At 54.8% G+C, this 13,590-nt stretch carries 11 protein-coding genes; 4 read left to right on the top strand and 7 right to left on the bottom strand.

All coding sequences use genetic code 11. The features are described from left to right. Window positions 1-2: 2 nt before the first annotated feature. The 4 genes from QKW35_RS09930 to pilM are packed head-to-tail and all read right to left on the bottom strand — an operon-like array spanning window position 3 to window position 2,808. On the bottom strand, window positions 3-572 hold the full coding sequence (locus QKW35_RS09930) for a pilus assembly protein PilP (RefSeq protein ID WP_282352739.1): 570 nt from the start codon (window positions 570-572) through the stop codon (window positions 3-5). A gap of 11 nt (window positions 573-583) precedes the next feature. Next, window positions 584-1,189: a type IV pilus inner membrane component PilO gene (locus QKW35_RS09925; RefSeq protein ID WP_282352737.1), complete on the bottom strand. Its 606-nt coding sequence runs from the start codon at window positions 1,187-1,189 to the stop codon at window positions 584-586. After that, a complete protein-coding gene (locus QKW35_RS09920) occupies window positions 1,186-1,737 on the bottom strand; it encodes a PilN domain-containing protein (RefSeq protein WP_282352736.1) in 552 nt (183 codons plus the stop codon). Before QKW35_RS09920 ends, QKW35_RS09925 begins: the two co-directional genes overlap by 4 nt. A 3-nt stretch (window positions 1,738-1,740) precedes the next feature. Further along, on the bottom strand, window positions 1,741-2,808 hold the full coding sequence (gene pilM / locus QKW35_RS09915) for a type IV pilus assembly protein PilM (protein WP_282352735.1): 1,068 nt from the start codon (window positions 2,806-2,808) through the stop codon (window positions 1,741-1,743). 273 nt (window positions 2,809-3,081) lie between these two features. Here pilM and QKW35_RS09910 point away from each other — a divergent pair, with 273 nt between their 5' ends. Next, complete coding sequence (locus QKW35_RS09910; RefSeq protein WP_282352734.1) at window positions 3,082-5,541, top strand: penicillin-binding protein 1A; 2,460 nt, start codon at window positions 3,082-3,084, stop codon at window positions 5,539-5,541. A gap of 114 nt (window positions 5,542-5,655) precedes the next feature. Here the strand turns inward: QKW35_RS09910 and QKW35_RS09905 are convergent, their stop codons facing one another. From QKW35_RS09905 to rpmE, 3 genes are all read right to left on the bottom strand, one after another. Next, window positions 5,656-6,921, bottom strand: a complete 1,266-nt coding sequence (locus QKW35_RS09905; protein WP_282352732.1) for a malic enzyme-like NAD(P)-binding protein — start codon at window positions 6,919-6,921, stop codon at window positions 5,656-5,658. Between the two features lie 117 nt (window positions 6,922-7,038). Next, window positions 7,039-7,839, bottom strand: a complete 801-nt coding sequence (locus tag QKW35_RS09900) for a thermonuclease family protein (protein WP_282352731.1) — start codon at window positions 7,837-7,839, stop codon at window positions 7,039-7,041. 3 nt (window positions 7,840-7,842) lie between these two features. After that, the gene (gene rpmE, locus QKW35_RS09895; protein ID WP_282352730.1) at window positions 7,843-8,058 is read right to left on the bottom strand and encodes a 50S ribosomal protein L31; all 216 of its coding nucleotides are present in this window, start codon (window positions 8,056-8,058) and stop codon (window positions 7,843-7,845) included. A 219-nt stretch (window positions 8,059-8,277) separates the two neighbouring features. Between rpmE and QKW35_RS09890 the strand changes: the two genes are divergently transcribed. The 3 genes from QKW35_RS09890 (at window position 8,278) to QKW35_RS09880 (ending at window position 13,512) form a co-directional block, all read left to right on the top strand. Further along, window positions 8,278-10,485 carry a primosomal protein N' gene (locus QKW35_RS09890; protein WP_282352729.1) on the top strand — a complete coding sequence of 736 codons (2,208 nt, stop codon included), beginning with the start codon at window positions 8,278-8,280 and terminating at the stop codon, window positions 10,483-10,485. A 143-nt stretch (window positions 10,486-10,628) separates the two neighbouring features. Further along, window positions 10,629-12,608, top strand: a complete 1,980-nt coding sequence (locus QKW35_RS09885) for a methyl-accepting chemotaxis protein (protein WP_282352728.1) — start codon at window positions 10,629-10,631, stop codon at window positions 12,606-12,608. Between the two features lie 247 nt (window positions 12,609-12,855). Next, complete coding sequence (locus QKW35_RS09880) at window positions 12,856-13,512, top strand: SPOR domain-containing protein (RefSeq protein ID WP_282352727.1); 657 nt, start codon at window positions 12,856-12,858, stop codon at window positions 13,510-13,512. The last annotated feature ends 78 nt before the right edge of the window (window positions 13,513-13,590 follow it).

The raw sequence follows: 13,590 nt of genomic DNA, 5'->3' as shown, positions 1-13,590 counted from the left end.
CTTTATCTCTTCTTCGCTACTGATCCACGCTCATCCAAAGCAACTACGCGAGGGCGTTTCATCCATCCGCCACGCCCGTTGGAGACAATCTCCACTAACTCAATTTTTCGTTCATCTATCGATACAATTTGACCGTGATCCAAGCCCATGTAGTCCCCTACGCTCACTCGGTGCACCGCCCTCTCGGTATCTCTTACCAGTGCCCAGAGCGTAGTTTTACCGCGGCGACTGATCGTACCCACCATGACCAGATCATCCAGAGAAAACTCTTCGAGATACCCCTTCACACGGTCACTGTCCGGTTTCAAGGAATTTTTCTCTTCTGTTTTCTCTTCCGTCAATGTGCCCACCGCCTGCATAGGCTGCAGGGCTACAAATGGCTCTCGCAGGCTGGCCCCTTCATAAACGAAGCTTTCGTAGGGTTTATATTCCGGTAGCGGCTCTATGCGACCCGCCGGACGGGCGCGCTCTTTATTAACAAAGCGCTCCAGATCGCTCTTATCTTCCACCCAGACCATACAGCCGGAGGCCAGCATACTCAAAATCGCGACAGTGAATATCCTAATCAACATACTGCATCCACCTATTGAGTATCATCGTAGCGGTAGGTGCGTGCGCTGATGTTCATCGTCAGCCGCCCGTTCTCCGCTGGGACAATCTTATAGTCGTGCAGGGTTACGATACGAGGAATCGCGGCCACCCCACTCACAAACTGCCCCATCTGGTGGTAGGTTCCCCCCACCGTAATCTTGATCGGCAGTTCGATATAGAACTTATTCTTTTTCTCAGGCTGCAATTCGATCAGATCGATATCCAACCCGCTTTCACGACCTATCCGGGTAATATCATCCAGCAACCCCGGCACCTCGTTCTGAGTCGGCAACTGACGCAACATTTCAGCAAAGCGTTCTTCCACGTCCGCCATCTGCTTACGCAGCGCATCAAGGTTCGCAACGTCACGCGCCTTCATGGCGTACATCTGTTTCAGTTCCGACTCTTTGCGCTGAGCACGCTCAAGCTGGTTGTTTTTGTCGGTTACATAAAAGTGGAACCCAGCAGCGGTGATCGCTGCAAACACAATCAGGTAGGTAATGATTTTGACACCGATCGGCCAACTGCCCGCGGTTGCCAGGTCCAGATTGTTTGGATCAAAGCCTTTAAAGGCGTTTTTCAGGCTGTCCCGATTCACTGTTCAGCCTCCTCAGCCCCTGGCTTCTCAAGATGTACGGTAAGACGAAAGTTTTTCATGCCATCCTGACTGTCTACCTGGCTCAGGTTCGGCTCACCAAACCAGTCGGACTGATCCAGTTTACGCATCAGAGTAGATACTTCGGTGTTGTCCTCCGCCAGCCCGGTTACGCTCACCATGCTCTCTCGACGCGTCAGCGAGGTGTAGTGGATACCGTCCGGCAGGACCCTGACCAGTTCATCAAAGTTGCGCACGATTACCGGGCGATTGCCCTGCAATTCATGGATCGCCTGCAGTCGGTCTAGCAGGCGGGCTCGTTTGGTGTCCAGCTCCTGGATCTCCTTGCGCAGAATATCCAGCTTGGCAATCTCGGACTGCAGATACTTATTACGCACATTCTGGCGTTCAGTCTGCATATCCACGTAATATCCGATACCCAAAACCACCACGGCCGCAAAAATTGCCGCGCCCGCGACGTTGGTTACAAACTGTTTCTGTTGCGCCGCTTTGCGCGCTTCACGCCAGGGCCTAAGGTTAATCAGTGCCATTACTTAACCCTCAACCGGTCGCATTGCCAGACCGCAGGCTTTGACCAGCGATGAAGCATCTGCGGACAAACGCTCGCGACTGATCTTGCTGTTAATCTTCATCTGTTGAAATGGATCGGCCGTCAGCGTCGTGACTCCAATCTCCTGCTCAATCTGCTGCGCCAATTCCTTGATGGCCGCAGTGCCTCCGGTCAGGTATAGACGGCTCAATTCGCTGTGTACACCGGAGGAGTAGAAGAACTGCAGCGCGCGGGATACCTGCAGCGCGATGGTGCCGCGAAACGGCAGTACAAACAGCTGCTGGATTTCAGCGTTCAACTCGCCCTGACGCAGTTTCTGCTCCACCTCACCCAACGGGATACCGAAGTGCTGGTGAATACCGTTGGTGAGTTCGTTACCGCCAAACGCCTGCTCGCGGTTGTAAACGATCTGGCCGTTTCGGAACACATTCAACGTCAGGGTTGCCGCACCGATATCAACGATCCCAACCAACTCGTCGCTTTCGGGCGGTTCTGCACCGGCTTCCAGTTGGGCAAACGCACGCTCCACCGCGTAGGTATCCACATCCACCACTTCACACGTCAAGCCGGCACCGGTGACCGCATCTTCGCGCAGCTCCACATCACTGCGCCGACAGGCGACCACCAGAATATCGTTAAAGTCGGGGTTGTGTTGAGAGGCACCTTTTACCTCGAAGTCAATCGCCACTTCATCCAGCGGGTAAGGGATAAACTGATCGGCTTCGAGCTTAACCTGCTCTTCAAGTTCGATCTCCGAAAAGGAGTCGCTAATGGCGAGGTTTTTGGTAATAACGGCGGAAGAAGGAACCGCTACAACCACGCTTTTCAATGATGTACCTGCCACCTTGGCAGCACGCTCTACTGCATCGGAGACCTGCCCCACGTCCTGCACGTTCCCGTCAATGACCGCCGCCGGTGGGACCGGTACTATGGCATAACCGTCCAGTGTAAACTGACCGGAATGATTTGTAAGGGCGACCAGCTTGACGGAGGAGGACCCGATATCCACCCCGATCAGACCGGAATCTTTTTTTCCAAAAAGAGCAAACACTAGGTCAATCCTTATCCTTGCCAGAATTTATTGAACTGAACGATTCGTTTCGGATCACAATGATGCCAACAGTTACTGCCTGTGGCGCCGCCGCAGGCAAACAAGCGTATGAAAGCGTAGCATAACTTCTGAAATACGAAAGATCAGCGAACCTTCCATTTCAATCGCAGTTAAATGCAATTTGACTGAAATAAATCAAAATGTCGGTAGAGTGATCAACCTGTACCAGTATAATAAGCGGCAGACAACGCAATTTCTTGAAACCACAGTAGCATGCGCGTGATAAAAAAACTGTTTAAGTACCTGGCAATCCTCGGCTTTGTAGGCGTCATCATCGGCGCTGCAGCGGGCTTTCTTGCCTATAAGCATTTCTCTGCCGACCTGCCAGAGGTTAGCACTCTGCGCGATGTTAAATTTCAGACTCCCTTGCGTATTTACAGTGCTGATGAAAAGCTGATCGCCGAATACGGCGAGAAGAAGCGCACACCCGTCACCTACGACCAGATTCCGCCTCAGTTTGTAAACGCCCTACTGGCAGCCGAAGACAGCCGCTTTTTCGAGCATATGGGGATTGATATCAAGGGTCTCGCTCGCGCCGCTGTACAACTGGCAACAACCGGCAGCATCAAAAGTGGTGGCTCTACCATCACCATGCAGCTGGCTAAGAACTTCTTTCTGACCCGTGAACGTACCTTTACCCGTAAATTCCGCGAAATTCTGTTGGCCCTGCGCATCGAGCAGGAATTGAGCAAAGAAGATATTTTCGAGCTTTACGTCAACAAGATTTACCTGGGGCACCGCTCCTACGGCATTCAGGCGGCAGCCAACACTTATTACGGTGAGAATCTGGACCAACTGTCCATTGCCCAGCTGGCAATGATTGCAGGTTTGCCCAAAGCTCCATCTGCCAACAACCCGATCTCCAACCCGGATCGAGCCCTCACCCGTCGCAACTGGATCCTCGGTCGTATGCACAGCCTGAGCCTGATTAACGACCAGGAATATGAGGAAGCACGTGCCGAAGAGCTGACTGCAAAGCGTCACGGCGCGGATATTGAAGTGGATGCGCAGTACATCGCCGAGATGGTGCGCAGCGACCTGTATGAGAAATACGGCGACGACCTGTATACCGAAGGCTATCGCGTTTTCACCACGGTCAAGTCCGACCTACAGGCTACCGCCAACGCGGCATTGCAGACGGGACTGCTGTCCTACACTGAACGTCACGGCTACCGTGGCCCGGAAAAACAGTTCACCGACGCTGAGCTTCAGGACGAAGAACAACTGCTGAAAACCCTGGTCAAGATCGGCAATGTCAGTGACATCGAACCGGCCGTTGTCGTTGCTCTGCAGGAGAAAAGCATCGAAGTGCTGCGCAAGAGCGGCGAACGCGCAACCTTAAACTGGGACCAGATCAACTGGGCGCGCGAATACAAGTCGGCCAACCGCATGGGCAGCACACTAAAAAAAGCTGCCGACGCATTTAATGTGGGTGATGTGGTACGCATTCAGCTTCGCACCGCCGAAGCCGAAAAGGACAAGAAAAAACCCACCGACACGGAACAGCCGCAACAGGTGTGGCACCTGACCCAGATCCCAGAAGTACAGGGTGGCCTGATCTCGGTAAATCCAAACGATGGCGCCATTGTGTCACTGGTGGGTGGGTTTAACTTCCACCACAACAAGTTCAACCGTGTGACCCAGGCGATCCGCCAGCCGGGCTCCAACATCAAACCGTTTATCTACACCGCCGCGCTTGCCAACGGCTTTACACCGGCCACACTGATCAACGACGCCCCGGTGGTCTTCCATGATGACCAGCTGGAAGCCAACTGGCGGCCGGAAAACTACAGCAAAAAGTTCTATGGCCCAACCCGCCTGCGCGAAGCCCTGTATAAGTCCCGTAACCTGGTATCGATTCGAATACTGCGCCAGATCGGCGTAAGTAACACAGTACAGTACCTGGAAAACTTCGGCTTCGCTAAAGACAAACTGCCACACAACCTGTCTCTGTCACTGGGCAGTGCAGACATGACCCCTCTACAGGTTGTACGGGGCTATGCCACCCTCGCAAACGGCGGTTATGGCATCGAACCTTACTTTATCCAGCGCATTGAAGACAGCGAAGGTAATGTAATCTTCGAAGCCAAACCGGCTACTATCTGTAAAAACTGTCAGTACGTCGATCCGGAGCAGCCACCTGCGGTGATTCCACAGGGCCTGCAGGTGACTAACTTACCTCTGGCTGAGCGCAAGGTGGATGAGCAATCCGCCTACCTGATCTACAACATGATGCAGGATGTGATTAAACGCGGTACCGGCCGCCGCGCACTGGTGCTCCAGCGTAACGATTTGGCAGGTAAGACAGGGACAACGAACGACCAGAAGGACGCGTGGTTCTCCGGCTTCAACCGCAACCTGACGACCACGGTATGGGTGGGTTTCGACCAACCGGAAACCCTCGGACGCCGGGAATTTGGCGGCACTGCTGCGCTACCGATCTGGATCGACTACATGCGCGTCGCGCTGAAAGACCAACCGGAGAGCGCCCCTCTGCCACCGGAAGGAATCGTCAGCGTGAAGATCGATCCGAAAACCGGCTTGCTGGCCAATCCTGGCCAGAAGGGCGCGTTGTTTGAGTACTTCCGCGAAGACGATGCGCCAACCGAGATGGCTGCACAAGCCGGCAGCTCACAAAGCGGCAACGGCGGCGCTACTGAAGATATCTTCTGATATTCAGGCCAACACAAATACAGAAAGGCCAGCGCTGCGCTGGCTTTTTTATATCCGTTTTTCAGGCACAAAAAAGCCCGGCCTAGGCCGGGCTTTCTCTTATCCGATCCTGAATTATTTCAGGTCAGCTGCAGTACCCAGTGGGTAGTGGTCTGGCAGAGGCAGACGTGCTACACCGCTGTCGATTGCAGCCTGAGCAACCGCACCGGAAACTGCGCCCAGCAGGCGAGAATCGGTTGGCTTAGGAATAATGTACTCACGACCGAATTCCAGGGAATCCAGCTCGTACGCATCCAGCACTTCCTGAGGAACAGGTTGTTTAGCCAGTTCGGCAATCGCACGTACTGCTGCCGCTTTCATCTCTTCGTTGATCGCAGACGCACGAACGTCCATCGCGCCACGGAAGATGAATGGGAAGCCCAGTACGTTGTTTACCTGGTTCGGGAAGTCAGAACGGCCGGTCGCCATGATGACATCATCACGGGTCTCGTGAGCCAGCTCAGGACGGATCTCTGGATCCGGGTTCGCACACGCGAATACAACCGGGTTTGCAGCCATCTTAGCCAGCTGTTCAGCAGACAGCAGGTTAGGGCCAGACAGACCAACGAATACGTCAGCACCGTCGATTGCATCATCCAGAGTACGCTTCTCAGTTTCAGTAGCAAATGCTGCTTTTTCTGGTGTCAGATCGTCACGACCAGAGTGGATCACACCCTTACGGTCCAGCATGTAGATGTTTTCTACTTTCGCACCCATGTTTACCAGCAGCTTCATGCATGCGTTAGCCGCAGCACCAGCGCCCAGGCAAACAATGTTTGCTTCAGACAGTTCTTTACCTGCGATTTCCAGCGCGTTGATCATGCCAGCTGCGGTTACAATAGCAGTACCGTGCTGGTCGTCGTGGAATACAGGGATGTTGCAACGCTCGATCAGAGCGCGCTCAATTTCAAAACACTCAGGTGCTTTGATGTCTTCCAGGTTGATACCACCGAAAGTTTCAGCGATACGTGCAACCGTATCGATGAAAGCCTGTGGGCTTTCTGCGTCAACTTCGATATCGATGGAATCCAGACCGGCAAACTTCTTGAACAGCAAAGACTTACCTTCCATAACTGGCTTGGAAGCCAGAGGGCCCAGGTCACCCAGACCCAGAATCGCGGAACCGTTGGAAATGACGGCTACCAGGTTACCCTTAGCGGTGTAACGGTAGGCATTTTCAGGGTCCTTAGCGATTTCACGCACCGGCTCAGCCACACCAGGGCTGTATGCCAGCGCCAAATCACGTGCAGATTCAGCGGAAGTGGACAACTCCACGCTGATCTTTCCCGGACGCGGGAACTCGTGATAATCAAGTGCGGCTTGTTTCATATCTTGAGACATGGCTGCTGTTCCAAATAGTTAACAAAAGACGAACCAAGAATCATATAGAAAAGGCCACAGCCCCACAACTAGTGGGCCTACACCTGTCGTCAATAAATAAACAATTGGACTTTTTGATTAGTCGGCCAAAAACCGCAGGTGATCCGGGTGGGATATATTGAGAATCAAAGGCTTGTAGCCCTTTTTAAGCACACTTTTACTGGCACCCCGATCCACCAGCCAACCGCGCACTTCGACCCTGTCCTTAGGTCGTAATCGGATACGCGCAGCATCATCAAATCGTGCCAGCACCTTGGTATCGATACGCAGCACCACACGGTCGTCCAGTTCGACATACCAGGCACGGCGTCCTTTACTGACCTTGGTGATTTCACCATGCAGCAACGAAAAGCCGGTGTGTCCCGACGGTAGGGCCGATACGGCAACGGGCCCGCGCTGCCCGAACCAGATCCCGCGTTGTGCGTTACGAGCTCGATTTTCAGCCTGGCGCAAGCAGTCGCTCAGTTGGGTATTGGGTGGAATGGAAATAAAGAAGCCAAAGCCGCGTTCCAGCAATGCCTCTTCAACACTCTTGCCGCTGGAGAAATAGAGGTGAGCCAGCGTGCGACCGTAGCGATCACGTGGATCCCTACCCAGCTGCAGTTGTGTGATTTCACTGGCATGTTGAACAAGAAAAGCTGTCGCCTCTTCTGCTCCCGGTTCAGGCTTGCCGATGTCGTAGCGCATCTCGGGTGTATTTACACCGATTAGCCGCACCGACGTGCCGCTATAAAGGCGGACGGTGTCCCCGTCGAAGACTTTTTCCACCCGTACCGTCTTTACCTTGGTTGGTGGCGGGCATGCTGCCAGTACCGGCAACGCGCCCAAAAACAAAAAGGCACCCCAGAGGAGTGCCTTTTTTGAACTTGCTCGAAGCATCGATTACTTCTTGAGAGAGCGAGCACCGAAGCGCTTGTTGAAGCGGTCAACACGACCACCAGTAGTCGCTTCTTTCTGCTTACCAGTGTAGAACGGGTGGCAAGCGGAGCATACGTCCAGGTGCATGTCCTGACCCAGGGTAGAACGCGTTTTCACTACGTTACCGCAAGAGCAAGTTGCAGAAATATCTTTGTATTCTGGGTGGATACCAGCTTTCATTGTCAAAAACCTCAATTGGCGTGCCGCCACTTGGTCAACATTTGCCAAGCACCGCACCGGTTATTTTAGCGCAAACGTACAGCCTACGCCGAGAGTAGGCCGCGCATTATACGCACACTCAAGACCCTCCGCAATCATCCGCACCATTTATTCTTACCCCAAAAGCCCCTAGACTAAGCCGTCTATTCCAGCGCCTCCATTACCGGGAAAACTGATCCAATGGTCGTTCTCAGACTTGCCCTGCCTACCCCTATGCGCCGCCTGTTCGACTACCTGCCGCCGGCCGGTGTCGACTGCAACGCACTAAAGCCCGGCGTGCGATTACGGGTACCGTTTGGCAACCGTCAATTGGTTGGCCTGTTGATCGAGGTCAGCGATCACTCCGAGTTTCCCGAACACAAGCTCAAGGTAGCACTGGAACTGTTGGATCACACGCCACCCTTGCCACAACACCTGTTTGATCTGGCGCGCTGGGCGGCGAACTACTATCAACACCCAATAGGCGATGCGCTCGCCCAGGCCCTACCGGTGATGCTTCGGAAGGGCAACGCCTGCGAGTATCTGCACGAACACCTGTGGCGAGCCTGTGCAAACGTTGTTCCCGAAGATGCTGGCTCACGCGCCAAGAAACAGCAGGCTTTGCTGGCACTGTTAATCAAGCACCCCCACGGCATCAGCAACGATGCCATTCGCGCCGAGGGCTATAAGACGGAGTACTTGCGCCCACTGGAAGAGAAAGGCTTGGCCGAGCGTTTTACCCACCATCCCCATCGGGCGAATGCAGAGCGCACGGAAAACCTGTTGCACGAAGCGCCGCTGACTCTGAACGAACAACAGCAGGGCGCACTGGATGAGATCAACGACAGCATTGGCTTTGCGCCGATCCTGCTGGAAGGGATTACCGGTTCAGGCAAAACCGAGATCTACCTGCAGGCGATTGAGCGCCAACTGGGGATGGGCAATCAGGCCCTGGTCCTGGTACCCGAAATCGGCCTGACCCCACAGACAGTGACCCGCTTTAAGCAGCGTTTTAACGTGCCCGTGGTTGCTCTACACTCCAACATGACCGACCGCCAGCGCCTCGACGCCTGGCTGGACGCCCGCGAAGGCGAAGCACGCATCATCATCGGCACCCGCTCGGCAATTTTCACCCCGATGAAGGCACCAGGCATCATTATTGTGGATGAGGAGCATGACCCATCCTTCAAGCAACAGGACGGTTACCGTTATTCGGCGCGCGATCTGGCGGTCTTTCGTGCCCAGAAAGAGGATGTCGCAGTGGTACTGGGCAGCGCCACCCCCTCTCTGGAAACTTTGCACAACGCCCAACAGGGGCGCTATCAATGGATGCGGGTCACCCAACGTGCGGGCAACGCCAAGGCACCAACCTTCGAACTGCTCGACACCCGCAACATTCCAGTGCAGGCTGGTTTATCCACACCTCTGGTACAGCGTATTCGCCAAACCCTGGACCAGGGCACCCAGGTATTGGTATTTATCAACCGGCGCGGTTTTTCCCCAGCGCTAAGCTGTCATGATTGTGGCTGGATAGCCGACTGTAACCGCTGCGATGCTCATATGACGCTGCACCGTTCGCCACCGCATCTACACTGCCACCACTGCGACAAGCAGACACCGATTCCGGCCCGTTGTGGTCACTGCGGCAGCGACCAACTCAAGCCAGTGGGTGCGGGTACCGAGCGTACCGAAGACACCTTGCAGAAGCTGTTCCCGGACGTGCCGGTACTGCGTATCGACCGTGATACCACCCAGCGTAAGGACGCCATGGCGCAGATGATGCAGCAGATCCACACCGGCGAGCCCTGTATCCTGGTCGGCACCCAAATGCTTGCCAAGGGCCACCACTTCCCCAAAGTCACCCTTGTCGCAATTTTGAATGCGGACAGCGGCCTTTTTAGTGCAGACTTCAGAGGGATGGAGCGCACCGCGCAGTTGATTTTGCAGGTAGCAGGCCGGGCAGGCCGGGCGGATCATCCCGGCACGGTGATCATGCAGACCCACCATGCCGACCATCCGACCCTGCAACATCTGGTGCAGGTCGGCTATTACGCCTTTGCCCAGCAGGAGCTGATTCAACGCCAGCAAGCCCAGCTGCCACCGTTCACCCACTACGCCCTGGTACGGGCCGAGGCGAACGGCAACGGCCGTGCCGAAGCCTTTTTACGCGCTATTCGGGAACAACTGGAGAGTGACATCCTCCTGCCCGCTGGCGTACGCTGGCTAGGACCGTTTCCATCACCCATGGAAAAACGGGCAGGCATGCATCGGGCACAATTGCTGATCCAGGGTGACAATCGCCGTCACCTGCACCAACTGCTGGAAAGCCTGACCTATTATCTGGAACTATCGAAGGAAGCCCGTCAGGTACGCTGGTCCATCGACGTCGATCCGGTTGATACATTTTAATCATCCGGCGCTAAACCTTTCAGCCGATTGACCGATAGACCATAGATAGGGGTAAATCCTTAACGCTTTAGTTTACATTTTTGCAGAACTGTAACTATGCTTGGCTCTACCCAAAAGTAGAATAATAAATGACGAGGAAGACTATGAGGCTGAGTATTACCCAGAAAATCGCTCTGGGTTTCGCCGTAATGGTGCTGTTTATCGCCGTTGTTGGCAGTGGCGGGCTACTGAGCAACAACAACATCTATGAACGTCTACACAACGTCACGGACGAGGCATTGCCAACGTTGTCGGCCAGCTTTGAGCAGATGGTCAACCTGCAGGAAGCCAATCAAGCACTGTACAACGCCCTCGCCCAGCAAAGCGCGAAGCAGTTGAACAACCAGCGCAAGGTATTCGAAGAGCAGATGACGCGTTTCAACGAAGATCTTCATCAGATGCGTCCGATGATCGAACAGGATCCCGAACTGCGCAGCTCCTTCGAGCAGATTGAAGGGCTGAGCCAGGAATTCGCCCAGGTTGCGAGCAGCGTAATCAAAGAGCAGAAAGAACGCCTCATCCTTGATCGCCGCATCGTCGAAGCCCAGATCAAATTCCAGGGCCTGAGCGACGCACTGACCTCCTGGACCCAGCGTTACCTCAGCAAAAGCGATAACTTCGACGGCATGATTCAGGCACGTATGATGACCCGCGCACTGAGTGCCCATAAGTTCCAGTTGATCAACTACCAGCGTACCCGCGACCTGTCGGCCCTCAATACCGATCTGGAAGGCACCAAGGGCGATCTGCTGAAATCCCACGAGAAGTTTGTCTCCAAGGAACAGAAAGCCAGCCAGGTACAGACTCTGGTGGATGACTTGGATAAAAACCTCTACGGCGACAGCGGCCTGGTGGCCTTCTATCGTGATCGTGTTGCGGTGGGCAAACGCCTGGATCAGGATCTGATCCGCACCGCAGACCTGATCAATGAAACCCGTGGTGCGGTCGACAGCTTTATCCAGAATGCGCGCAGCCGCGCCGAAACTGCACGTAGCGATGCCAAGGACACTATCGCCTTCAGCCGTACACTGATTCTTGGTCTGATGGCCGGTTCCATTGTCGTCGCGGTTATGGTTGCCCTGTTTACCATCAACACACTACGTCGACCGTTGGACGAGATCCGCACCCGTCTGGCACAACTGCAGCAAGGAGACCTGCGCGTTAGCTTCGATCAGGAGCGCAAGGATGAATTTGGTGATCTGGGCACCTCGCTCAACGCGGTAACCCTGGGACTGAAAGAGATCCTCGAGCAGATATCTACCGGCTCCAAACGTTTGGCAGATGTAGCTCAGCAAAATGCGACCATCAGTCAACAGACCACTGCATCGATGAACAACCAGAGTTCCCAGCTGGATCTGACTGCAGCAGCGGCAACCGAGCTGGAAAGCAGCGTCTCTGAAGTGGCCGGTCACAGCAACACCACCCTGGAAGCCGTGCGTCAGTGTGAAGACCTGACCCGCAACGTCAACCTGCAGGTGTCCAATACGCTTACCAGCATCGAAACCCAGGCCAAAGGGATCGACCAAGCCAAGAGCGCCAGCAATGAATTGGCCGGATTCAGCAATGAGATCGAATCGATCCTGACCACCATCGAGAACATCGCCGAACGTACCAATCTGCTGGCACTGAACGCGGCGATCGAAGCCGCCCGTGCCGGAGAGCATGGCCGTGGTTTTGCCGTGGTCGCCGACGAGGTGCGCGAACTGGCCAGCCGCACCCAAAACTCGGTGCAGGAGATCCAGACCATGGTGGATAATATGCAGTCCAGCATCGGTCGTGTGGTCCATGTGATGAACGACAGTTATTCACAGGCCCAGAAGTGCGTTGAACACGCCAACACTTCGCAGGAAGCGCTGGATGCAATGAACAACGCCATCTCCTACATTCGCGAGCTGAACACCCAGATCGCCGAAGCAGCACAGCAACAAACCTCTGCCGTAGAGGAGGTGAGCCAGACACTCACCGAGATCAACACTGCCGCCGCAGAAACCGCACAGGGTGCGGATAAGGCCGCCAGCGGCAGCAGCGAACTGCTCAACTTCGCCCAGCAACAGCAGCAACTGCTGGGGCGTTTCTCCGTCTGAATCAGGCACCCGCGGGAGTGGTTGGCAATGACCACTCCCGCCCTTCTCCAAGGGCTTAACAATTCCCATCGATCCGGGGATAATGAGACCGCTTTGCACGTCCCGCATACACAATGCCAGTTTCCGTTGTCTCCGCTGTATGCAGGTTGTTCCTGTAACAATTAACCCGGTATCCTGACGCTCAATGAACACAGCGACCGCACCCCAGCACCTGCTCATCCACACTGCATCGGAGCAGGTATAACCCATGGCTGCACGCAAAGATTACGCGTCCAAAAAACGCAATGGGAAAACAGCCACCCGCAATACGTCAAAGAAACCGGCACCGCCGCGCAAAAAAGCGCCGGTAAAGGCGAAGAAACCGTTTCCAATTAAACTGCTGCTGGTGACCGTGCTGATGACCGGTGCACTCGGCTACCTGCTCTATAGCCTGGTTCAGGTAAAACCTGGCAGCGGCACGGTGACCACGGTCAGCAAACCGACCCCAAAACCGAAAGCCGAGGCTAAACCTGCTGCCCAAACACAGGAAAAAGCCAGACCTGCGAAGCAACCACAGCAAACCGCCAAAGACGAGAAACGTTTCGAATTTTACGAAATGCTGCCCAAGAGCGAGGTGACCACCTCCGACCCGACGGTGTATAAGTCCACGCCTAAAACCGCCGTGGCGCAGCAGCAATACCTGTTGCAGGCGGGCTCCTTCCGCAGTGCGCAGGATGCCGATCGCATGCGCGCGCAACTGATCCTGTTGGGTCTGCCCAATGTACGGAGCGAGAAGACCTCCAGCGGCAACGGTATCTGGTACCGTGTGCGCACCGGCCCGTTTAAGAACCGCACCGAACTGAGTGCCGCGACCAACAAGCTGGCCAAGCAGAATATTTTCCCGCTCAAGATCAAGGCCAACTGATCCCAACAGTCACAAAATACCCTGCATGCAACAAAGCGTGCAGGGTACCCCTTGAAAAAGTCCCAAGCGCATCCATAT

This window comes from Pontibacterium granulatum (genome assembly GCF_029961155.1).
GTDB lineage: Bacteria > Pseudomonadota > Gammaproteobacteria > Pseudomonadales > Balneatricaceae > Pontibacterium > Pontibacterium granulatum.
The sequence above is the reverse complement of the archived record's forward strand: the minus strand, read 5'-3'. Positions and strand labels throughout refer to the sequence as shown.

Bases quoted from the DNA above. Each gene is read 5' to 3' on its own strand.
- QKW35_RS09920 (WP_282352736.1), bottom strand. From the start codon at position 1,737: ATGGCACTGATTAACCTTAGGCCCTGGCGTGAAGCGCGCAAAGCGGCG.
- QKW35_RS09910 (WP_282352734.1), top strand. From the start codon at position 3,082: ATGCGCGTGATAAAAAAACTGTTTAAGTACCTGGCAATCCTCGGCTTT.
- rpmE (WP_282352730.1), bottom strand. From the start codon at position 8,058: ATGAAAGCTGGTATCCACCCAGAATACAAAGATATTTCTGCAACTTGC.
- QKW35_RS09890 (WP_282352729.1), top strand. From the start codon at position 8,278: ATGGTCGTTCTCAGACTTGCCCTGCCTACCCCTATGCGCCGCCTGTTC.
- QKW35_RS09900 (WP_282352731.1), bottom strand. From the start codon at position 7,839: ATGCTTCGAGCAAGTTCAAAAAAGGCACTCCTCTGGGGTGCCTTTTTG.
- QKW35_RS09905 (WP_282352732.1), bottom strand. From the start codon at position 6,921: ATGTCTCAAGATATGAAACAAGCCGCACTTGATTATCACGAGTTCCCG.
- QKW35_RS09880 (WP_282352727.1), top strand. From the start codon at position 12,856: ATGGCTGCACGCAAAGATTACGCGTCCAAAAAACGCAATGGGAAAACA.
- QKW35_RS09930 (WP_282352739.1), bottom strand. From the start codon at position 572: ATGTTGATTAGGATATTCACTGTCGCGATTTTGAGTATGCTGGCCTCC.
- QKW35_RS09885 (WP_282352728.1), top strand. From the start codon at position 10,629: ATGAGGCTGAGTATTACCCAGAAAATCGCTCTGGGTTTCGCCGTAATG.